Raw genomic sequence first — 19,773 nt, 5'->3', positions numbered from 1 at the left:
AAAATAAATTCTTTGGAGAATAAAAAGAAGGGTGGAGAATTTGCATGGAATTTGCTCAGATTATTATGGTTGTAACGCTAATCCTTATGATTAGCGGGCGGGTTCCGATTTATTTAACAGCCGTCATCGGTTCCAGTATTGCCGCAATGGTTGCAGGCTTTCCTTTCGGCGGCAAAGGGGAAATCACCATCGTGAAGCTGATCAATTCCGGCTTGCACCCGGTGATTGCGGATATGGTGGGCGTACTGGTCTTTATCGGGATCATGGAAAAGGCCGGGTTTCTCAATGCCATTATTGTGAAGATCATGGAGGCTGGCAGAAAGCTTGGCGGCGGCCCCGGTGTATGTACTGCCGGCGGTATTGCCGCCGGTATCATCGGTGCTTTGACCGGATTTACCCAACCGGCGATTACAGCGGTAATTACCGGTCCGGCAGCGGTTGAATTAGGCGTTGATCCCAGCAAGGCGGCCGGAGTGCAGGCTCACGCCGGTAATTTCGGCAACTTTGCCGGATTTACTCATCCGACGATGGTGGCGATTATTGCGACTGCCGGCATTGGCTTTGGCATGCTGAACGTGATTGGCGCTGTTTGTACCTTAGCAATTTTTGCTGTTAGTTTTTATCGGCTGCGGCAGGAAGATAAAAATCGGGTAATTCCGGCGGCTTCGTCTTTTGATGAATTGGCGGCCGCTTATAATGGCGAAAATCAAGTTTCGTTCAGCAAGGCGATATTTCCTTTTGTTATCCTGGTTATCGGTTTTGCTTTTGGTTATCCGATTTTACTTGTCGGCGTGTTATCTTCCCTGATAGTTGCTCTTTTAGCAGGAATGCCCCTGGCAAAAGGGGAAAATGCTATGATGGAAGGGGTTAATCGGATTGCCATTCCCCTGTTTGCTACCATTGCTTTTCTTTACATGTCATCGGTAATCAATAAAGTCGGTCTGGTCAGTCTTCTTGCCGATTGGTTTGCGCCATATTTGAAGCTGGCGCCCATCCAGATTATGCTGTTGGTTTCAGCGCTTACCGGCTTGGTCACTCAGTCCAATGCGGCTTCTGCCGCCATTGTAGTTCCTTTTTTGCAGATTGTTTTAAAAATAGGAGCCGATTCCTTTGCGGCTGCGGTAGCGGCTGTAGGCGGCTGTGCGATTATGCAGTATTTTCTCACCGGCGGTCCGGTTTCGGCTTTGGCTACTGTTATTCCGGTGATTCCTGATTCGGAACTGAAAGCTGCCAACCGGTTTCAGCGACCTTCTATTTTGGTTGGTTTATTGATTACTTTTATTTTCACATTTTTTATTTAGAAGGGGAATGGTATGAAAAAAGTTGTTGTCATTGCTACCGGCGGGACCATTGCCATGCGCTATGATCCCGTTCGGAATGGCGTTTTTCCGGCAGTTACCGGAGCCCAGCTTATTGAGGCCGTGCCGCCATTATCTGCGCTATGTCCAGTGGAGGTATTGGAGTTCTCCAATATACCCAGTCCCCATATGACTCCCCGGCAGATGTTCCGGCTGGCTCACTATGTGGATGATGTGCTGGAGCAGGAAGAAGTTGCCGGGGTTGTCGTGACTCACGGTACCGATACACTGGAAGAAACGGCGTATCTGCTGGATCTGACAGTGAAGTCCGGCAAGCCGGTCTGTCTTACGGCCGCCATGCGGGATTCGGCTCAGATCAGTCCCGACGGGCCGAAGAATATCCTCTGCGCCGTGAAAACTGCCTGGAGCGGCCAAGCTGCAGGGAAGGGGGTATTGGTAGTTATGAACGAAGAAATTCATGCTGCCCGGGAAGTGACGAAAACTCACTCGGCCAATCCAAAAACGTTTGCCTCTCCCTTTTGGGGACCCATCGGCTATGTGGATGAAGACAGAGTGATTTTTCGCCGTGAACCCCTTCAACTGCAAAAGATTCAACCGGTTATGCTGGTGGAAGAGGTGTATTTAATCAAACTGGCGGCAGGTGCCGATGACTTTTTAATCCGCTGCTTGGTGGAAAAGAAAGTGAAAGGCATTGTCGTCGAAGGCTTTGGACGGGGCAATGTGCCCCCTGCCGTCGTTCCCGGCATTCAAGCAGCGCTGGACAAGGGAATACCGGTCGTTTTGACGACACGGGTTTTAGGAGGGCGGGTTTTGGATATCTATGGCTACGAAGGTTCCGCCACAGCATTAAAATCAATGGGGGTTATTTTGGCCGGCGAGAGCAGTGGTCCTAAAGCTCGGATCAAATTGATGCTGGCTCTTGGTGTTACAGAAGACCGGGAAAAAATCGCCGCTTATTATGATGTACCATAATTGATTGTCATTTAGAAGGGAAGAGAAGCTATGGAACTAACGGTATGCACAGCCCAGAAAAAAGAAAAAACTGAATTTGCTGTCCGCCATGTATTTTGCGCCGGTTATGCCGGACGAAATCAGGCCAAAGTAAAAGAACATATTGATGAATTGGCAAAGATCGGCGTTCCGGCGCCTTTACGGACTCCTACCGTATATCCGGTTAGTCCTTATTTATTTACGAATGAAAGGACTGTCACGGTTCAGGGAAAGCAAACGTCAGGGGAAGTGGAATTTGTTTTGTTTCTCCAGGAAGATAAGATATGGGTTTCTATTGGCAGCGACCAGACCGACCGTGAGCTGGAAACTTCTAATATTGGGAAATCGAAGCAAATGTGTATCAAGCCGGTAGGAAATGTTGTCTGGAATTATGCAGAAGTCAAAGATCATTGGGATTCTTTAATTCTCCGTTCCTGGATAACCGATGAGAAAGGCAAGCGACTGTATCAGGAGGGAGCGGTTACCGCTTTGCTGCCGGTAGCGGAATTAATTGCGGTAATCCGCCGGGAAACCAAGGCTTCGCTGGATGGTGCTGTAATCTATTCCGGAACGGTGCCGATCCAGGAAGGGTTTGTCTATGCTAAAAAATGGGAGCTTGAATTGGAAGATCCCGTGTTGGATCGAAAGATCACCCATAGTTACGAAGTGGCTGTGCTGGCGGAGGAGATGGTTGATGCATGAAAGTCGCACTCATTCAAATGGATATCGCCTTGGGCGATGTGGAAGCCAACCGGCGTAAGGCGATGACACTGATCCAGGCAGGCTTGCAGCAGCAGGCGAAGCTGTTTGTGCTGCCGGAACTGTGGACGACCGGCTATATTCTCGATCAGTTAACAACGCTGGGTGAGCCGGATAACGGGCCGACGGTTCAAATGCTGCAAACAGTGGCCAAAGAGAATCATGTGGAGATTATTACTGGCTCTATTGCCGAAATTCGGGATGGGAAGATTTATAATACGGCTTATGCTATTAACGGCAAGGGAAATATTATAAATAAATACAGCAAGATCCATCTGGTGCCGATGATGGACGAAGACAAGTTTTTGACGCCGGGAGATCACCGAAGTTTATTTGATTTAAGCTTCGGTAAGGCGGGGGCTATCATCTGCTATGATCTCCGTTTTACCGAACTGTCCCGGGCTTTAGCTGTAGACGGCTGTCAAGCGTTGTTTATCCCGGCGGAATGGCCGGATATTCGCGGTAAGCATTGGCGGATATTGAATATGGCCCGGGCAATTGAAAACCAAATGTTCATCATTGCCGTCAACCGGGTGGGGAAAGATCCCAATAATACTTTTTTCGGTCACTCCCTGCTTATCGATCCCTGGGGTGACATTCTGGCGGAAGGTTCGGAAACGGAAGAACAAGTTATTGTAGCCGATGTGGATTTTAGCATTGTCGATACCATTCGGCAACAGATACCGGTCTTCGCCGACCGGCGTCCCCAATACTATTAAACCTTGTTAGAATTTACGAAAAACTCCAGCAGCGCCAATTAAATGGCACGCTGGAGTTTTTTGCTATGGACTATGAGCTAAGCACAAGCGACGATATATAGGGAATTATTGCGGGCCAAGCATAGCCTTTCTAGCGGGAATAGAGCTATGAATCCCTTCTCTGCGGTATCACAGCAATGAAGCCGAGAATTTCCCGGTCGGTGGTTGTGAAGGACAACAGGCGGCGGTTGACCAAGTCAATCAGGCACAGGTCGGCAAACATGTTGCTGGCGGCCACGGCGAACCGGCTGTCCGGTAAAAGATGCAGACTGGAAATGGAGCGGCCCACCGGGATATAGTCAATCGCGCTGCGAGTGTTCATATCTACAATGGAAACAGAGCCGCTGTCCTCGTTGACAACATAAGCGGTACAACCATCCGGCGAAAGCGCCACCTGACAGGGGTAGGCCCGCAGTCCCCTGGTACGCTGGGGACACTGAATGGTTACGGTTGTCGGCTGAGCCGCAGTTTCTTTAAGAATGTCAAAAATCATGATTCCTTCGCCGCTGGTTTCATTAGCGGTAAAGGGCACAATAACCTGGCTGCGATTGTCAAACAGGATATTGGTAGGGATGCCCGGCACCGGATATTCGGCTATCATTTTCCCTTGCAGGTTAAATACGCCCATTACGCCGCCGTCAGCCAGTTCCCAGGCCGTATAGAGACATTCGCCGCCAATAGCTAGGCCTACACAGGCCATACTTTCCGACTGTCCCCAGCAGGATAGGTTCAGGGTCACTGTATCCAGGCAATATAAACCGCCGCTGGGATCGGCCAGGTAGGCAGACCTACCATCTGCCTGCAGTGCAAACTGCAGGGGATGGGGCAGAATCAGGGGCAGGCGGTACAGGGAATGGCCGGCAAGGTTAGCGACATACAGCCGGCCGGAGCCATTATCGCCGACCACCGGCAGAAAGGCTTTGCTGCAGTCGGCAGTGAGTGCCAGGCCGGCAGGGGTGCAGCCAACCGGGTAGGCCAGTTCCAGCAGTATTTTCCCTTGAAGTCCGTCGGCTATGAGTAAAGAGTGAGTGGCGGCATCAAGCAGCAGAAGATGATAAGACGCCGATTCCATACGATCACCTCAATTTTGCAACTGTCCGTGTTTTTCCCTATATCTTATTCCCAGACGATAATTTGGCTATTGGGGATTGTTATTTATTTCTGGTATAATAAAAGGACAGCATGCTGCAGAAGTAATGGAGGCCGGAAGATGAGCAAAGTGTCAAGATTTTGGCTCAATAATAATGAAGCGGTATTATATATTACTTTAATTCTATTTTTAATTGGTGCGGTAAATGTCTTTAGCGCCAGTTTTGTACTAGCCGGACAACTTCTCCATGACAGTTATTTTTTTCTCAAACACCATTTGGTGGCTTTTGCTATTGGATTTATTGCGCTGCTGGTGGTCAGCCGCATGGATTATCATCATGTTCGGCGGCTGTTGCTGTTTTTGATCTTAGCGACAACCGGGCTGCTGATTGCAGTGCATTTAGGCGGTGTGGATGCCAATGGCGCCCGGCGCTGGCTCAATCTGGCAGGACTTAAGTTTCAGCCTTCGGAGATTGCCAAGCTGGTAACCATTATCATGAGTTCCAGTTATCTGGGCGGGCTGTTGGATCGGCGGCGTCTGGCCAGTCTTCACTCCGTTCCCTTTTATTTTAGCGGGATTTGCGCGGCCATTGTATTAAAACAGCCAGATATGGGAACGGCTCTTATTATTATCGGCGTGCCTATGGCGATGTATCTTGTTGTAGGGCTGCCGCGAATTCAACTGTTTCTGCTATGCGGCGGCGGGGCGGCTCTGATGGCTCTTGGCACCTATGGGGCGGCGTATCGGGCAGAACGGGTTGCCGCCTGGCTCAATCCCTGGGCGTATCAGCAGACTATCGGCTATCAGACGGTACAATCCTTGCTGGCGATTGGTTCAGGGGGATTTTTTGGTACCGGATTGGGAATGGGAGCCAGCAAATTTTATTATCTGCCGGAAGCCCATACCGATTTTGCTTTTGCCGTATTATGCCAGGAAATGGGATTCGCTGGAGCCGTCGTGGTGTTGCTGTTGTTTGCCATTTTGGGCTGTTATGGTGGAATCATTGCCCGCAAAGCACCAGATGGATTCGGTAAAATGCTGGCTTTAGGGTCAACCGGGTTAGTAGTCGGCCAGGCAATTGTCAATATTGCCATGGTGTCCGGGGTGATTCCTGTAATCGGGGTACCACTGCCCTTTATTAGCTTTGGCGGGACATCCCTGATTGTGAATCTGATCGCTATCGGCCTTCTCATCAGCGTCGGCCGGCGGGCGGTCAGCCGCGTTCCCGGTCAATCGGAAGAAATACCGGTAGAGACCAGGCCGCCCCGGAGGCGGCTCACCTTGCTCCACAACCGGGATTGATCATGGGGCTGTAAGCTATGAGCTATAGGCCAAGTGCTAGCTGCTAAAGCCAATCGCTAACCGCCAAGTGCCAAGTACCAAGTACCAATCACCATGCGCCAATCTCCAACCGTTCCAATGTTTAAATCGCCTTTTTTCTGGCAATAATGATAACAAAGGCGGCAGGGGGCGATTGTGTGCTGGGGATTATTCGCATCGGAGCCTATTTGATTAGCGGGTTAACCATATGGCAGTTTTTTCAGAGTGGCGGCAGCGGGATGGAGATACTCCCACTGGCAAAACATCTGGCCTTGGATCCGTCCCATGGCATGATTTTCGGCGTATGCGCCGGTGTGAGCAATTATACCGGGATCGATGTTTCCCTGATCCGCCTGCTATGGGCGCTTTCCGCTATCTATCGTGGTATCGGGGTGGGACTCTATATTTTGGCATTTCTTATTATGCCGGCCTATTGATGATATCTTTTAGTTTATGGTTAGCATTTCGTATCTGATTCCCAAGTTGATGAATCAGATTTTTTTTGTTGCCTAAGTAGCACCGACAGAAACATTGACATAAGATATAGTAAGATTCATTGAGAGGAGGCAGCTTTGGTGAAAAAGAAGCCCGATTACGAGTGGTGTGAGGAATGCGAATCCATGGATCAAATGATGGAAATGGATGAGATGCCGATGATGAAGAAAAATATGTGTATGGAAACCATGGAAGAATACTGTGAACCGAAAACGGGGATGGTGGACATGGTTTTAGCTCATGCCTATGTGCCATGGCAGTTTTACGATAAAGCCTTTTCTCCCCGGGAGGCGCTGAGAAAAGGTACATTATTCCCCGCGCTGTGGGGCGTTTATCCGATTCCGGAATAAAAGAGGCGGAGGTGGAAAAAATGGACCGGGATAAACAATGCGCCATGCTGAGAAAGGTTCAGCAGATGGAGTTCGTAGCTTTGGAACTCAATCTCTACTTAGATACACATCCCTGTGATAGGGAAGCCATTCACGATTATAATTGTGCAGCCGACCTGCTGAAGAAATATCAGGAAGAATATATCTGTCAGTTTGGCCCGCTGCTGAACTTCGGTGAACAACCCCTTACCGCCGATCAGTGGCAGTGGGTGGAAGGTCCGTGGCCGTGGGAAATGTAAGAATGCCGAAGGAAAGGAGTGTAGATTATGTGGCTTTATGAGAAAAAAATGGAACATCCGGTGAGGGTGACCTGTCCAGATGTGAGTTTTGCTAAGCTGGTCATTACTCAGTACGGCGGCCCGGACGGTGAACTGGGGGCATCTCTCCGCTACCTGAATCAACGGTACTCCATGCCGACAAATCAGGCCAAAGCGTTATGTACATACTGATATAAATCAGTGGGAAAATTGGCATGGTGAAGATGATCCGTGCCTCGGAAAATCTATCCATTAACAAAAGAAGATTCCGTCGTGGGAACGGAACCTTCTTTTGTTACGCTGCCTTCTTCAGTTTTCTCCTGCTACACGCGAAATTTGGCAACCGCCGCCTGGAGCTCCTGGGCTAACTTAGACAGTGCTTCGCTGGAAGACGCAATTTCTTCCATTGAGGCCAGTTGCTCCTCAGTAGCCGCCGAGACGGATTGGGCTTCACCCGCCGAGGTCTTGCTGAGAGAGTCGATCTCCCTCACCGATTCCACGATCTGTTTGCTGCCAGAGGCCATTTGCTGAATAGCCGTCGACGTTTCACTAACCTGGCTCGAAACTTGCGAAACCAGTTCCACGATTTCCCCGAATGCTGTTCCGATCGCATTTACCACTTCCGCTCCGGTTTTCACTTCACGGGTGCCATTATTCATGGCTATAACCGCCTTATCGGTGTCCTCCTGGATTTCACCAATCAGTTCGGCGATCTTCTTAGCCGCTTCCTGGGATTGCTCGGCCAGTTTCCGTACTTCCTCGGCAACCACCGCGAAGCCCCGCCCTTGTTCTCCCGCTCGTGCCGCCTCAATAGCCGCATTGAGGGCTAAAAGATTTGTCTGCCCGGCAATGCCAGAGATTGTATCGACAATTTGCCCGATTTCTTTGGAGCGCTCGCCCAACTTGGCCACGACATCAGCTGACGTATTGACAGTAGACTCAATGTGGCCCATTTGTTCTACCGCTTTTTCGACTGAGTTGCCGCCCTCTTTTGCTTTGTCGGCTGTTTGGATTGATTGTTCCGCCACCTGGCTGCTGTTGGCTGCCACATGCTGGATACCAGCGGACATCTGTTCTACCACAGCCGAAGCCTCATTCGCGGCTGCAAGCTGCTTGTTGGCGCCATTGGCAACATCGTTAATCGAAGTCGCGACTTGGTTCGACGCCTGGGCAGACTGCTCTGCGCTGGCAGTTAGTTCTTCCGACGAGGCGGAGAGCTGCTCGGTCGCCTGTGTGATATTGCGGATGACGTTGCGCATATTCTTTGTCAGCACATCAAATGCCTTGGCTACATCACCGATTTCGTCGTTGCGTTTCATTAACGACTGTTCGATGTCATGCGAGTAGTCGCCGTCGGCCATCGTCTTAATCCGACCAACCATCACAAGAAACGGCTTCGCCAAGCTGCTCCCCATCTTATAGGCGAGACCCGCCGCTAGTAGGAGGGCAACGAGACAGAAGAGAATTTCTAGCATGATCTGGGTTTTAAGCTGGGCAGAATGTTCCTGAGCCTTCTTTTCGACAAAAATGTCGATATCATCCGTCCAATTGCCTGTACCAATAACCCAGTTATACGGCTTAAACAGCATAGTGTAGGCCCGTTTCGGCAGTTGTTCGGTCTGATTGGGCTTGGCGAACCAGTAATCTGTATAGCCGCCTTCCGGGTTAATGCCGTTGGCGATAAAGCCGTCCTTCACGAAGGTAAAACCTTTCGCGTCCTTGGCATCATAACGGGTCTTTCCTTCCTGGTCCCGTCCCAGCAGGACCACGTTGATACCTTCCGCCGTATCGATCCAAAAATAATTGCCGTTATCGAAGCGCATGTTCCTGATAACGTCGGCGGCCTGTTTCTTGGCCTCCGCCTCGGGAATCAGCCCCTGCTGCTGCTTGTCGTAGATGGTTTGCACGATGCTTACAGCTGATTCGACCTGCAGTTTAATACTGCGGTCAAACTGTTCGTAGAGAATGGTGCGATATTGTGTTACCGCTTCGTCATTAGCTTTGACAGTGGCGTAGACATTGTACACGCCAACTATCAATGAACCTAATAATCCTGTCAACATCATAGCAATAATGATGTTGTGTTTAATTGACCTCGCTAACATTCCATAACCCTCCCGCAATTGTTTTAAAAGCTCATTTGCGGCCTATTCCTACTCCCCCTTTACGGGTGCTTTAAATCATTATGGCGCTCCTCATGGTTGGTGCACCATGACTATTTTTGCATCCCGGCGTCGCTGCGTTTCAGGGTGAGCCGCCCTGAATTCCTTTTGGTTATATTTTCTATTACTACATAAAATGGCAGTCCCCTTTAAGCGAATAGAAAAAATCTATATATTTTTAATAACTATTAGTTTTGTCATTGAAAATTGTCGAAGCGCATGCTATAATGACGTTGAAAAGAAGAGGTAGGACCAGGTAGATAAATGTCAGAAATATCTAATTTTTGTGTTGATGTAAAAATTATATCAACGCAAAAAAATTTTTACCCAACAGGTAGTACCGGTACTACCTAAAGCACGGCTTAGGAATTAGCGAGTATAGGAGATGCTCTCTATGTATACGTTGGAAGAGCGGGTATACCGACCGCCTTTGGAAGCGAATAGCGCATTGTTGGAGGTTTCCCTTGGCTGCAGCTATGGAAAGTGTACTTTTTGCCGGTACGCCAACGGAGAAACGCCGTTGCAGCTTCTTCCGGCAGAAATACTCGGAGATAATTTAGCGGAAATGGCTGATGAGGACATCAGAGGAAATCGAATGTATCTCCTCGGCGGCAATGTACTGGCATTTAAAGCCAAATATCTCATTGATGTTTTTCAATACGTGCAGAGTTACCTGCCGCAAATTACTCAGTTTTCCATGTATGGCCGGGCCGATGATGTGCTGCACAAGACGGATAGTCAGTTGGAATCCCTGCGCCAAGCCGGTCTCCATATGGTGTACATAGGTGTGGAATCGGGAAATCGGGAAATTTTAAAGAACAGCCGGAAGGGAGAAACACCGGATCAAATCGTAACGGCTCTTCATAAACTTGATAAGATGCAGATCCATTATGGACTCAGCTCGATATTGGGGCTGGGGGGACAGGAAATGTGGCGTCGGCATGCACTGGATACTGCCGATTTATACAATCGGGTAAGACCCGATTCAATCCGGGTTATGACGCTTACAGCTATGCCGGGGACTCCGTTGGAACGGAATGTTCAGAATGGTCGCTTTAAGCCAGCCTCACCGCATACGATTTTGCAAGAAGAAGCATTGCTTTTACAGAATATTCGCTATGCAGATCATGATTGCTGGTTTGCAGGAACACATGTTTCTAACTCTGTACCCATTGAAGGCAGCTTACTGACTGATAAACAAAAGATGCTTGTTATACTCAAAAAGGCCATCAAGGCAGAAAGTGATCAAAGTCTTCAGCAATCAGATTTGAAGGAATGGTAATCCATTATGAAACTGCAAGCGGAAGGAGGAAGGTATTATTTTCATAAAAGAAAGGAAGTGAGCGGGCTGGTGTCCGGCTGAAGATTCTATTACTGATATTAAATTGTGAAAAGGGGGAAGAACAATGGCAATAGCAATCAAATGTGGTAAATTGTTTGATGCGGTAGAGGGAAAGGTGACAAAAAATAAGGTTATTCGTGTAAAAGAAAATAAAATCCAGGAAATATTGGACTTAGCAGCTTACAAGCCTGCGCCGGGTGAAGAAGTTCTGGATATGTCCGATAAATTTGTTATGCCGGGTTTGATTGACGGACATGTGCATATCGCTTTTGGCGGCGGACCTTCGATCAGCGAAGTCAATGACCCGGCCGGGTTAGTTGCTATGAAAGCCTTACGGAATGTTCAGGCAGACCTGATGGCAGGTTTTACTACTGTTCGTGATCTCGGATATCCGACAGTAAGAGGCAGTCAATGCATCCGTGATGCCATCAACCAAGGTATTGTCTGGGGCCCTCGTATTTTTACAAGCGGCATGTATATTACACAGACGGGTGGCCATATGTCGATGGGCTATCCGCAGGAGACCTTTGGTCAGCAATGCTTTAAGCCGGTCAATTCGGCTGATAGTCCTTATGAAGTACGGACCGCCTGCCGTACGATGCTGAAATACGGCATCGACTTTCTGAAAATCATGGTAACGGGCGGCGTATATAGCAATAGCGGCGACGTGGGCGGACAAAATATGGATTATGATGAAATCAAAGCAGCCGTTGATGTTGCAAAGATGCATCATGTTAAAATTTCCTGCCATGCTCATGGCACTGCCGGTATCAAAGATGCAGCCAAGGCGGGTATTTCGTCGATTGAACATTGCACTCTTGCCGATGACGAATGCATCGATTATATGCTGAAGAATAACGTTTTGGCGGTTCCTACGCTCCTTACATTCCGCGGCGTGATGCTTCATGGCAAAGAAAGAGGCATTTCCGATTCTATCATAGCCAAGGCTTCGTTTTTGGTACCAAAACATGCAACCAATATTAAAAAGATATATGATCGCGGCGTACGTTGTTTGTTTGGTACCGATACGGGGACTCCGCTTATGGTTCATGGCCAGCAGCACGGTGAGTTCAAATGCATGTCTGATGCAGGGATTACACCGGAAGATACACTTTTAGGCGCAACTCGCTATTGTGCGGAATTCATGGATTGGAACGATCGTCTCGGCACTATCGAAGCCGGCAAGCTGGCCGATATTGTTGCTATTGATGGGGATCCCATTGCCGATATGAGCGTCATGGCACCGCAGAACATCAACTTTGTCATGAAAGACGGCACTATTTACAAGAAAGACGGTAAATCTTGCAAAGGCTAATTCAGCATATATTCCGGCCTACGGGCCGGGTTATAGCTGAAAATAAAAAAATTAAAAGAAAGGAAGGAGTTATGTATGAGCAAACGTCTCCAGATCGATTATATTCGCGTCCATGATGTTAAGTTTGGCGATCAGACCTCGTTGGTTAACGGCGTTTTGACTGTAAACAAGGAAGAACTGATCAAAGTTGCTGCCAGTGATCTGTTTGGCACGATCGACATTAAAATTGCAAGTCCCGGAGAAGATTGCCGTATTCTCGGCATCCATGATGTCATGCAGCCCCGCTGCAAGGCAGATCATCCGGAAGAATCTTATCCCGGCATCTGGGGGAAACTGGCCCCGGCAGGAGATGGCAGGACTGTAGCCTTGAAAGGCGTTGTCGTTTCCGATATTTACTACGCTAAATGCAATGTAAAATATTATCTGGACATGGGAGGCCCCTGCGCAAAATACAGCAATTTCTCCAGACATTATCATATCTGTCTGGATGCAACGCCAGGCGAAGGAGTATCCGCTCTAAGTTATGCCGAAGCATTGAAGCATTCCTCATTGTCCCTGAACGTATTTTTGGCTAAAATGGCCATTAATATGAAGCCGGATGAAACAGAAACGTTCGAGCTCGGTCCAGTAGGTCCCGGACCGGACGGTAAACCACTGCCGAAGGTGGCATATTTACTTACACAGATCGCTTCCCATGATACCTGGAATTTCCTGTATTACGGCCAGAGTGCCTTGAATTATCTGCCCATTGTTGTACAGCCGACGGAAATACTCGACGGCGCTATCGTCGAGCGGTATTGGGAGCCGAACTATTTTCTGCAAAATGAAGTTTATATCAAAGAATTGATGAAGCGGCACGGCAAAGATCTTGAATTTGTTGGCATCGTCTATGCCAACAATGTTATGAAGATCGATGGCAAAGATACAATGGGTATGATCGCCGCAACGTTATGCAAAGAAACATTGCATGCGGATTGCGTCATGTTAAATAAGTCCGGTATGGGCCACTGCCAGTTAGATTCGGCTTTAGCGTTCAATTGGTGCCAAAAAATGGGTATGCCGGCTGCTTTGAATTTTTCGGCAGTATCGAATGACGAACCCGGTGACATGCTGGTTATTGCCGACCCGAAGGTCGATGCTGTCATCAACAGCGGCAGAAACTGGACGCTTGACCATCCAAAAGTTTCTCGACTCATCGGTGAAAAGGCGAATGTACCGTGCTTGCTCGGCCTGAATCCGTGGGGACCGTTTACACATGAAACGAATTTCTGCTATCAAGGTATCTGGTCACAACTCGGTGATTTCTATGAAACGACTGATGCCGATATTCCAAGAAAGGAGTGCTGCTAAATATGGCTAAAAAGAAAGTTGTTCATTACATCAATCAGTTTTATGCCGGCATGGGCGGCGAAGATACGGCCAGTGTAGGCCTGTCCACTAAAACGGGTCCCGTAGGTCCCGGCGTAGGTCTTGCTCATGATTTGGGTGAAGGCTATGAAATTGTTGAGACCATCATATGCGGTGATAACACGATCGCCGAAAAAACTGCAGAAATTATTCCGCAAATTGTACAAATAGTAAAAAAGGCAAAGGCGGATCTATTTGTTGCCGGTCCTGGCTTTAACGCAGGTCGGTATGGGTTAGGGTGCGGCGCCACTACAGCTGCCATTACGGAGCAGCTTAAGATTCCTGCTGTGACGGCATTATTCGCCGAAAACCCTGGTACCGATCTCTATAAGAATCGCTGCTATATTCTTCAGAGTGATAACAACGCGAGAAATATGCGTAAAGTTCTGGGCGAAGTCGCAGTATTTGCAAAGCGTCTTATTGTCGGCGATAACATTGGCGATGGCAAGGCGGAACATTATCATGGCAGCGGCCCGGCGGTTCCCATTGATTATTCCATCCCGGGAGCGACCCGCGGCATCAATATGCTGCTTGATAAGTATTACGGCAAGCCATTCAAGACGGAAGTCATCATGCCGAACCATGAAGAAATACCGATTCCTGTTTTGAAAAAACCCTTGGCCGAATGTAAGATTGGTCTTGTTACCGACGGTGGTCTGGTTCCCTTTGGCAATCCGGATAATCAGGTCCCAACTAATTCTAAGGCTTTTAAACGGTATTCCATTGAAGGTATGGATGCGTTGAATCCGAAAGATTGGGAAGTTAGTCATCAAGGCTATAACAATGCATTTGTATTACAGGATCCGAACCGTCTCGTTCCGGTGGACGCCATGCGTAAGCTTGTTAAAGAAGGCGTTGTAGGAGCATTAGATGATGTCATCTATTCCACGGCGGGTGTTATGACGCCGATGGATAAATGTAAGAAATTTGGCGAGGGGATAGCACAGGCATTACTGTCCGATGAATGCGACGCGGCTATCGAAACATCCACGTGAGGCACCAGCAGTCGTGGAGGTTCCATGATTACAAAAGAAATTCAACGTGCCGGTATCCCGGTAATTCAAGTAACTAACTTAACGAAGATTGCGGAGGGCATCGGTTCCAACCGTATTTTAAGAGGTAATAGCGTACTGCATGTATTTGGTGATCCAACATTACCGCTTCCAAGCGAACAAGCCTATAGAGAACGCAGAGTCAAACAGGCTCTCAACATGCTCGAAAAAGTACCGCCGGAAGGTCAACAGGCTATAATCGAAGAATAATCTGGCTATCTGGCAGCATTGTATTAGAGGAGAGAACATGAGCAAGTTATATGATGTAATTATCTTGGGTTCTGGACCGGCAGGTCTTGCAGCTGGAATATATTCGGGCAGAAGCCGTCTGTCCACGTTGATCGTGGAAAAGGGACAGGACGGCGGTCAGATAGCAATCACTGATTTAATTGAGAACTATCCTGGACAACTGCTCGAGGGAGAATCAGGCCCAACACTGATTGCCCGGATGACACAACAAGCAAAAAAATTTGGCGTAGATCGGGTTTCCGATACGATCAAAGAAGTGCATCTGTTAGGCAATGAAAAGGAAGTCGTTGGCGCAAAAGGCACATATAAAGCAAAGTCTATTATTTTGGCAACCGGTGCTTCTCATAGACCTATCGGCTGCAAGGGTGAGCAGAAATTCCAAGGACGCGGCGTGTCCTATTGCGCGACCTGCGATGCATCATTCTTTGAAGATTTGGATGTATATGTCGTAGGCGGCGGTGACAGCGCTGTACAGGAAGCTCTGTATCTGACAAAGTTTGCGCGGAATGTTACGGTCATTCATCGAAGAGATGAACTGCGGGCAGCTAAATCGTTGCAGGAAAAGGCTTTTGCCAACCCGAAAATTCATTTTTTCTGGGATTCGCTTGTCGACGAGGTCGGCGGTGATGATATTGTACAATGGATGATCGTACGAAACAAAAAGACCGGCGAAACCCGCAAGGTTGAAGCGAGTGAAGAAGATGGCCTGTTTGGCGTATTCGGATTCATTGGCCTGGTTCCTACAACGGAGCTGTTTGAAGGACAAGTGGAAATGGAAAACGGCTACATTCTTACAGACGACGACATGCACACGAATATTGAAGGCGTGTTTGCAGCCGGCGATCTGCGTAAGAAGAGCCTTCGCCAGGTCATTACGGCAGCAGCCGACGGCGCTATTGCGGCTATGCAGGCTGAGAAGTATTTATCGGAAAAAAAATAAAGCTATGCTATTCCATGGAATAGTCGGAGGAGAGATAATATGCTGGAAGTTACAAAACAAACGTTTGAAAACGAAGTACTGAAAGCGGAAGGTACTGTATTCGTTGATTTCTACGGAGATGGATGTGTACCATGCCAGGCGCTCATGCCGACTGTCCATGGATATGCCGATCAGTACGGCGATAAAATTAAATTCTGCGCACTGAATACGACAAAAGCCCGCCGCCTGGCTATTGGCCAGAAGGTATTGGGACTTCCCGTTATGGCTATCTACCAGAACGGACAAAAGGTCGATGAATGCGTAAAAGATGACGCTACGCGGGAAAACATCGAAGCAATGATCAAAAAATACCTATAATTTATAGGCGCACAAAGGCTTTACGATAGCAATAGTTAGACATAAAGCAGAATTTAGCACAAGGAGGAATCTTTATGAGCATCCTAAAAGGGAAAAAAGCCGTTATCATCGGCGACCGTGATGGTATCCCTGGCCCTGCCATGGCCGAATGCGCAAAGACAGCAGGCGCGGAAATAGTATTTGCATCTACTGAATGCTTTGTTTGAACAAGTGCCGGGGCAATGGATCTGGAAAACCAAAAACGGGTAAAAGAGTTTGCTGAACAATATGGACCGGAAAATCTGGTCGTATTGCTGGGCGCAGCTGAAGGTGAAGCTGCCGGTTTGGCCGCTGAAACTGTAACAGCAGGTGATCCTACGTTTGCAGGTCCATTGTCGGGAGTCCAGTTGGGACTCACAGTATACCATCTATGTGAACCGGAGATTAAGGCAGAAATTGATCCGGACGTATATGAAGAGCAGATCAGCATGATGGAAATGGTACTTGATATTGACGATATTGTCAGCGAGATGTCCGCAATCCGTGATCAATATTGCAAATATCTGTAATGCCTTTTTTGGCTAACGGCTGAAAGAGATGGCTTGGCAGGGTGGTATGGTGGTGCATAATGCGCCGTAGTATCACCCTGTTGCTATATTTAAAAGGAAAAATAAATAGTACATATTTATCTGTATACTAGATGGAGGGTTCAACATGAATAGTGTAATCCAAGGGACCGGATATGTTTTGGTCCATACACCGGATATGGTTATGCAGAACGGCACGACCCAGACGACGGAAAAGATCGTCAATCCCGATTCGGAATATTTGAAAGCTCTGCCGGGACATTTGCGCACTTACGAAGAAGCGGTCTCGTACTGGCCCAATCAGGTGTATATCGGCAACGCTCATCCGGAAGAATTGCGCAATGTTTCTTTTCCCTATTTCAAGGGAAAAAAGGAAAACGCAAAGCGCTACGGAAAATTTGGCGAAATCATGCCGGAAAATGAATTTCTGCTGTTAGTACAGGCCTGTGATGTTTTTGATGTCGTCAAGCTGGATAAGGAATTTGTTGCTGCAACGAAGGATACTCTTACCGGCGATCCTATTATTACGGAAGAAATCGTAGGCCGTATTACCGAAGGCGTCGAGTTGCCGGAAATTGAAGGCTATGTAAAAGACGAAGCAGCGGAACCGCTCTATGTACAGGACAAACTCGTCGGCTGCGTAAAACGAGCTCATGCTATCGACGTAAATTTGTCAGCTCACATCATGCACGAAAATCTCATGAGCAAGGCTTCGAGCGTACTGGCTTTGCTTTATGCTGTCAAGGACGCTGGCGTTGACAAAAACGACATCGAATATGTTATTGATTGCGCCGAAGAAGCTTGTGGTGATATGAATCAGCGCGGCGGGGGTAACTTTGCTAAATCAGCAGCTGAAATCGCGGGACTTAAAGGTGCATCAGGTTCAGACGTACGTGGTTTTTGTGCCGCTCCGACCCATGCGATGATCACGGCGGCATCGCTGGTAAAGGCCGGCACCTTCAAAATGGTTGCTGTAACTGCCGGCGGATGCACGGCCAAACTGGGTATGAACGGTAAAGATCATGTGAAGAAGGGCTGCCCCATTCTGGAAGATTGTCTGGGCGGCTTTGCCATCATTATCGCTGCCAATGACGGCGTCAATCCGGAAATTAATCTGGATATTTTGGGACGCCATACGGTTGGCACGGGTTCCTCGCCGCAGGCGGTTATGACGAGCCTCGTCAGCGAGCCCTTGGAGCGGAACGGGCTTCATATATTGGATGTTGATAAATTTTCGCCGGAAATGCAGAATGCCGATATTACGAAGCCGGCCGGAGCCGGCGATGTGCCTCTGGCTAACTACAAGATGATTGGTGCCTTGGCGGCCAAGCATGGCGAAATAAAGCCTAAGGAATTGACGGATTTCGTAACGAAGCACGGCCTGATTGGCTGGGCTCCGACGCAGGGGCATATTCCGTCAGGCGTTCCAGCCGTTGGCTTTGCCCGTCAGGATATCCTTGACGGAAAAATAAAGAGAATTATGATTATCGGCAAAGGCAGCTTGTTCCTGGGACGTATGACCGATTTGTTTGACGGTGTATCTTTCGTGATCCAGCCTAACTGCGGCAGGGATGAAGAGGACTCTGTATCGGAAGAGCAGGTTCGCAGCCTGATTGCTAAAGCGATGAAGGACTTTGCCCATTCCCTGATGCCAGATGAATCGGCAGAATAGAGGTGCAACGATGAGGAAAAGTATAGAGAAAACGATTGCCAAGACATTCCTGATGATGGCGGAAGGACTGGAAACAGGATCCTTTGGACCAAAGCCGAAGATCGCGCTGACGGGCATGGGCAGCGAGCACGGTGAAGAAAACTCCATGGCCGGCGCCATTATGGCGGCAAGATCAGGCATAGATGTATACTATATCGGAACATTGGAGCACGACGGTATTACGACCATCCCTGTAGACGACGATGAAGCAGGCCATAAGAAAATGGAAGAAATGCTCGACGCTCATGAAATAGACGGGGCTGTCACCATGCATTTCCCATTCCCGATCGGTGTCTCCACTGTTGGCCGGGTCATTACCCCAGGCAAAGGCCGGGAAATGTTTATTGCCACGACGACGGGTACGTCCAGTACGGACCGCATCGAAGGGATGATCAAAAACGCCGTGTACGGCATGATTACGGCGAAAGCCTGCGGTATTGCTGAACCGACTATCGGCATTCTGAACGTAGACGGCGCCCGCCAGACGGAAAAGGCCTTGAAAGAGCTGGCCGCTCAAGGGTATCCTATTCACTTTGCCGAATCGTCCCGGGCTGATGGCGGTTGCGTTATGCGGGGTAACGACGTATTAGAAGGCACACCGGATGTCCTAGTTACCGATCCGCTTACGGGGAATATCCTCTTAAAAATGCTTTCCTCGTATACGACAGGCGGAAGCTATGAGTCTATGGGCTATGGCTATGGACCCGGCATTGGCAAGGATTATGAAAAGCTTGTTATGATTGTATCCCGTGCTTCCGGTGCACCTCTTATTGCAGGCGCTATACGCTATGCCGCCGAGCTCGTAAGAAATGGCATATTTGCAAAGGCCAAAGCAGAATTTGCTGCAGCCAGGCAGGCGGGTATTCAGGATATCCTGGCAGCCTATAAAGCATCAGCTAAACCGGCTGAAACAACAGCTAAAGTCAAAGCACCGGAAAAAGAAATTGTTACGGCGCAGATTTTCGGTATCGAAATCATGGACCTGGAAGACGGCGTAACGGCCTTATGGAAGAACGGCATCTATGCGGAAAGCGGCATGGGATGTACGGGACCGGTAATCCGCATAGCGGAAGCGAAATATGATAAGGCGGTTGCTATTTTGAAAAAAGAGGGGTATATCTGTTAAGTAGGGAGGTCATTATGTATAAAATTCTTGTAAAACAAGAGTTGGCGCCCAATGTCAAACTGTTTGAAATGGCTGCGCCCTTGATTGCTCATAAAGCTCAGCCGGGACAATTTGTCATTTTAAGGGTTGACGAAGCAGGGGAACGAATTCCTTTGACCATCGCCGATTT

At 48.5% G+C, this 19,773-nt stretch carries 21 protein-coding genes; 19 read left to right on the top strand and 2 right to left on the bottom strand.

Annotation, left to right across the window (positions count from 1 at the left end; genetic code table 11):
* Positions 1–44 precede the first annotated feature (44 nt).
* The 4 genes from ABFC84_01010 to ABFC84_00995 are packed head-to-tail and all read left to right on the top strand — an operon-like array spanning position 45 to position 3,787.
* Positions 45–1,301 (top strand): hypothetical protein, encoded by a 1,257-nt coding sequence (locus tag ABFC84_01010; protein ID MEN6411323.1) that lies wholly within the window; start codon positions 45–47, stop codon positions 1,299–1,301.
* A gap of 12 nt (positions 1,302–1,313) precedes the next feature.
* Positions 1,314–2,291: an asparaginase gene (locus tag ABFC84_01005; protein MEN6411322.1), complete on the top strand. Its 978-nt coding sequence runs from the start codon at positions 1,314–1,316 to the stop codon at positions 2,289–2,291.
* A gap of 30 nt (positions 2,292–2,321) precedes the next feature.
* Positions 2,322–3,011 carry a DUF2848 domain-containing protein gene (locus ABFC84_01000; protein MEN6411321.1) on the top strand — a complete coding sequence of 230 codons (690 nt, stop codon included), beginning with the start codon at positions 2,322–2,324 and terminating at the stop codon, positions 3,009–3,011.
* Positions 3,008–3,787, top strand: a complete 780-nt coding sequence (locus tag ABFC84_00995; protein MEN6411320.1) for a carbon-nitrogen family hydrolase — start codon at positions 3,008–3,010, stop codon at positions 3,785–3,787. Before ABFC84_01000 ends, ABFC84_00995 begins: the two co-directional genes overlap by 4 nt.
* 145 nt (positions 3,788–3,932) lie before the next feature.
* On the opposite strand, the gene ABFC84_00990 is transcribed toward ABFC84_00995, so the two are convergent.
* Complete coding sequence (locus ABFC84_00990) at positions 3,933–4,898, bottom strand: hypothetical protein (protein ID MEN6411319.1); 966 nt, start codon at positions 4,896–4,898, stop codon at positions 3,933–3,935.
* A 138-nt stretch (positions 4,899–5,036) separates the two neighbouring features.
* Between ABFC84_00990 and ABFC84_00985 the strand changes: the two genes are divergently transcribed.
* The 5 genes from ABFC84_00985 to ABFC84_00965 all read left to right on the top strand — a co-directional run bounded on the left by ABFC84_00985 (position 5,037) and on the right by ABFC84_00965 (position 7,569).
* The gene (locus tag ABFC84_00985; GenBank protein MEN6411318.1) at positions 5,037–6,218 is read left to right on the top strand and encodes a putative peptidoglycan glycosyltransferase FtsW; all 1,182 of its coding nucleotides are present in this window, start codon (positions 5,037–5,039) and stop codon (positions 6,216–6,218) included.
* A gap of 176 nt (positions 6,219–6,394) precedes the next feature.
* Positions 6,395–6,673 carry a PspC domain-containing protein gene (locus ABFC84_00980; GenBank protein MEN6411317.1) on the top strand — a complete coding sequence of 93 codons (279 nt, stop codon included), beginning with the start codon at positions 6,395–6,397 and terminating at the stop codon, positions 6,671–6,673.
* Positions 6,674–6,811: 138 nt separating this feature from the next.
* Entirely contained in the window at positions 6,812–7,081 is a 270-nt protein-coding gene (locus tag ABFC84_00975) for a spore coat associated protein CotJA (GenBank protein MEN6411316.1), read from the top strand.
* Between the two features lie 20 nt (positions 7,082–7,101).
* On the top strand, positions 7,102–7,359 hold the full coding sequence (locus ABFC84_00970) for a spore coat protein CotJB (protein MEN6411315.1): 258 nt from the start codon (positions 7,102–7,104) through the stop codon (positions 7,357–7,359).
* A 27-nt stretch (positions 7,360–7,386) separates the two neighbouring features.
* On the top strand, positions 7,387–7,569 hold the full coding sequence (locus ABFC84_00965) for a manganese catalase family protein (GenBank protein ID MEN6411314.1): 183 nt from the start codon (positions 7,387–7,389) through the stop codon (positions 7,567–7,569).
* Between the two features lie 131 nt (positions 7,570–7,700).
* Here the strand turns inward: ABFC84_00965 and ABFC84_00960 are convergent, their stop codons facing one another.
* Positions 7,701–9,482 (bottom strand): methyl-accepting chemotaxis protein, encoded by a 1,782-nt coding sequence (locus tag ABFC84_00960; protein ID MEN6411313.1) that lies wholly within the window; start codon positions 9,480–9,482, stop codon positions 7,701–7,703.
* A gap of 451 nt (positions 9,483–9,933) precedes the next feature.
* On the opposite strand from ABFC84_00960, the gene ABFC84_00955 reads away from it, so the two are divergent.
* From ABFC84_00955 to grdD, 10 genes are all read left to right on the top strand, one after another.
* A complete protein-coding gene (locus ABFC84_00955; GenBank protein MEN6411312.1) occupies positions 9,934–10,821 on the top strand; it encodes a radical SAM protein in 888 nt (295 codons plus the stop codon).
* 124 nt (positions 10,822–10,945) lie between these two features.
* Entirely contained in the window at positions 10,946–12,196 is a 1,251-nt protein-coding gene (locus ABFC84_00950) for an amidohydrolase family protein (GenBank protein ID MEN6411311.1), read from the top strand.
* Between the two features lie 75 nt (positions 12,197–12,271).
* Positions 12,272–13,546, top strand: a complete 1,275-nt coding sequence (locus tag ABFC84_00945) for a glycine/sarcosine/betaine reductase component B subunit (GenBank protein MEN6411310.1) — start codon at positions 12,272–12,274, stop codon at positions 13,544–13,546.
* A 2-nt stretch (positions 13,547–13,548) separates the two neighbouring features.
* Positions 13,549–14,598 carry a glycine/betaine/sarcosine/D-proline family reductase selenoprotein B gene (locus tag ABFC84_00940; GenBank protein ID MEN6411309.1) on the top strand — a complete coding sequence of 350 codons (1,050 nt, stop codon included), beginning with the start codon at positions 13,549–13,551 and terminating at the stop codon, positions 14,596–14,598.
* 24 nt (positions 14,599–14,622) lie between these two features.
* Complete coding sequence (locus ABFC84_00935) at positions 14,623–14,865, top strand: hypothetical protein (protein ID MEN6411308.1); 243 nt, start codon at positions 14,623–14,625, stop codon at positions 14,863–14,865.
* Positions 14,866–14,902: 37 nt separating this feature from the next.
* Positions 14,903–15,844: a thioredoxin-disulfide reductase gene (gene trxB / locus ABFC84_00930; protein MEN6411307.1), complete on the top strand. Its 942-nt coding sequence runs from the start codon at positions 14,903–14,905 to the stop codon at positions 15,842–15,844.
* A gap of 39 nt (positions 15,845–15,883) precedes the next feature.
* Complete coding sequence (locus ABFC84_00925; protein ID MEN6411306.1) at positions 15,884–16,201, top strand: thioredoxin domain-containing protein; 318 nt, start codon at positions 15,884–15,886, stop codon at positions 16,199–16,201.
* A gap of 74 nt (positions 16,202–16,275) precedes the next feature.
* On the top strand, positions 16,276–16,749 hold the full coding sequence (gene grdA, locus ABFC84_00920) for a glycine/sarcosine/betaine reductase complex selenoprotein A (GenBank protein MEN6411305.1): 474 nt from the start codon (positions 16,276–16,278) through the stop codon (positions 16,747–16,749).
* A 145-nt stretch (positions 16,750–16,894) separates the two neighbouring features.
* Positions 16,895–18,439, top strand: coding sequence for a glycine/sarcosine/betaine reductase complex component C subunit beta (grdC, locus tag ABFC84_00915; protein MEN6411304.1), 1,545 nt, complete (start codon positions 16,895–16,897; stop codon positions 18,437–18,439).
* Positions 18,440–18,449: 10 nt separating this feature from the next.
* Entirely contained in the window at positions 18,450–19,604 is a 1,155-nt protein-coding gene (gene grdD / locus ABFC84_00910; protein MEN6411303.1) for a glycine/sarcosine/betaine reductase complex component C subunit alpha, read from the top strand.
* Positions 19,605–19,773: the final 169 nt, after the last annotated feature.

This window comes from Veillonellales bacterium (genome assembly GCA_039680175.1).
Taxonomy (GTDB): Bacteria; Bacillota; Negativicutes; order JAAYSF01; family JAAYSF01; genus JBDKTO01.
Note: the sequence above shows the minus strand (reverse complement) of the source record. Positions and strands in the feature narration are given on the sequence as shown.

What these genes read in the sequence shown, in the direction of transcription:
- ABFC84_01010 (MEN6411323.1), top strand. Translation starts at nt 45, where the DNA reads ATGGAATTTGCTCAGATTATTATGGTTGTAACGCTAATCCTTATGATT.
- ABFC84_01005 (MEN6411322.1), top strand. Translation starts at nt 1,314, where the DNA reads ATGAAAAAAGTTGTTGTCATTGCTACCGGCGGGACCATTGCCATGCGC.
- ABFC84_01000 (MEN6411321.1), top strand. Translation starts at nt 2,322, where the DNA reads ATGGAACTAACGGTATGCACAGCCCAGAAAAAAGAAAAAACTGAATTT.
- ABFC84_00995 (MEN6411320.1), top strand. Translation starts at nt 3,008, where the DNA reads ATGAAAGTCGCACTCATTCAAATGGATATCGCCTTGGGCGATGTGGAA.
- ABFC84_00990 (MEN6411319.1), bottom strand. Translation starts at nt 4,898, where the DNA reads ATGGAATCGGCGTCTTATCATCTTCTGCTGCTTGATGCCGCCACTCAC.
- ABFC84_00985 (MEN6411318.1), top strand. Translation starts at nt 5,037, where the DNA reads ATGAGCAAAGTGTCAAGATTTTGGCTCAATAATAATGAAGCGGTATTA.
- ABFC84_00970 (MEN6411315.1), top strand. Translation starts at nt 7,102, where the DNA reads ATGGACCGGGATAAACAATGCGCCATGCTGAGAAAGGTTCAGCAGATG.
- ABFC84_00965 (MEN6411314.1), top strand. Translation starts at nt 7,387, where the DNA reads ATGTGGCTTTATGAGAAAAAAATGGAACATCCGGTGAGGGTGACCTGT.
- ABFC84_00960 (MEN6411313.1), bottom strand. Translation starts at nt 9,482, where the DNA reads ATGTTAGCGAGGTCAATTAAACACAACATCATTATTGCTATGATGTTG.
- ABFC84_00955 (MEN6411312.1), top strand. Translation starts at nt 9,934, where the DNA reads ATGTATACGTTGGAAGAGCGGGTATACCGACCGCCTTTGGAAGCGAAT.
- ABFC84_00950 (MEN6411311.1), top strand. Translation starts at nt 10,946, where the DNA reads ATGGCAATAGCAATCAAATGTGGTAAATTGTTTGATGCGGTAGAGGGA.
- ABFC84_00945 (MEN6411310.1), top strand. Translation starts at nt 12,272, where the DNA reads ATGAGCAAACGTCTCCAGATCGATTATATTCGCGTCCATGATGTTAAG.
- ABFC84_00940 (MEN6411309.1), top strand. Translation starts at nt 13,549, where the DNA reads ATGGCTAAAAAGAAAGTTGTTCATTACATCAATCAGTTTTATGCCGGC.
- ABFC84_00935 (MEN6411308.1), top strand. Translation starts at nt 14,623, where the DNA reads ATGATTACAAAAGAAATTCAACGTGCCGGTATCCCGGTAATTCAAGTA.
- trxB (MEN6411307.1), top strand. Translation starts at nt 14,903, where the DNA reads ATGAGCAAGTTATATGATGTAATTATCTTGGGTTCTGGACCGGCAGGT.
- ABFC84_00925 (MEN6411306.1), top strand. Translation starts at nt 15,884, where the DNA reads ATGCTGGAAGTTACAAAACAAACGTTTGAAAACGAAGTACTGAAAGCG.
- grdC (MEN6411304.1), top strand. Translation starts at nt 16,895, where the DNA reads ATGAATAGTGTAATCCAAGGGACCGGATATGTTTTGGTCCATACACCG.
- grdD (MEN6411303.1), top strand. Translation starts at nt 18,450, where the DNA reads ATGAGGAAAAGTATAGAGAAAACGATTGCCAAGACATTCCTGATGATG.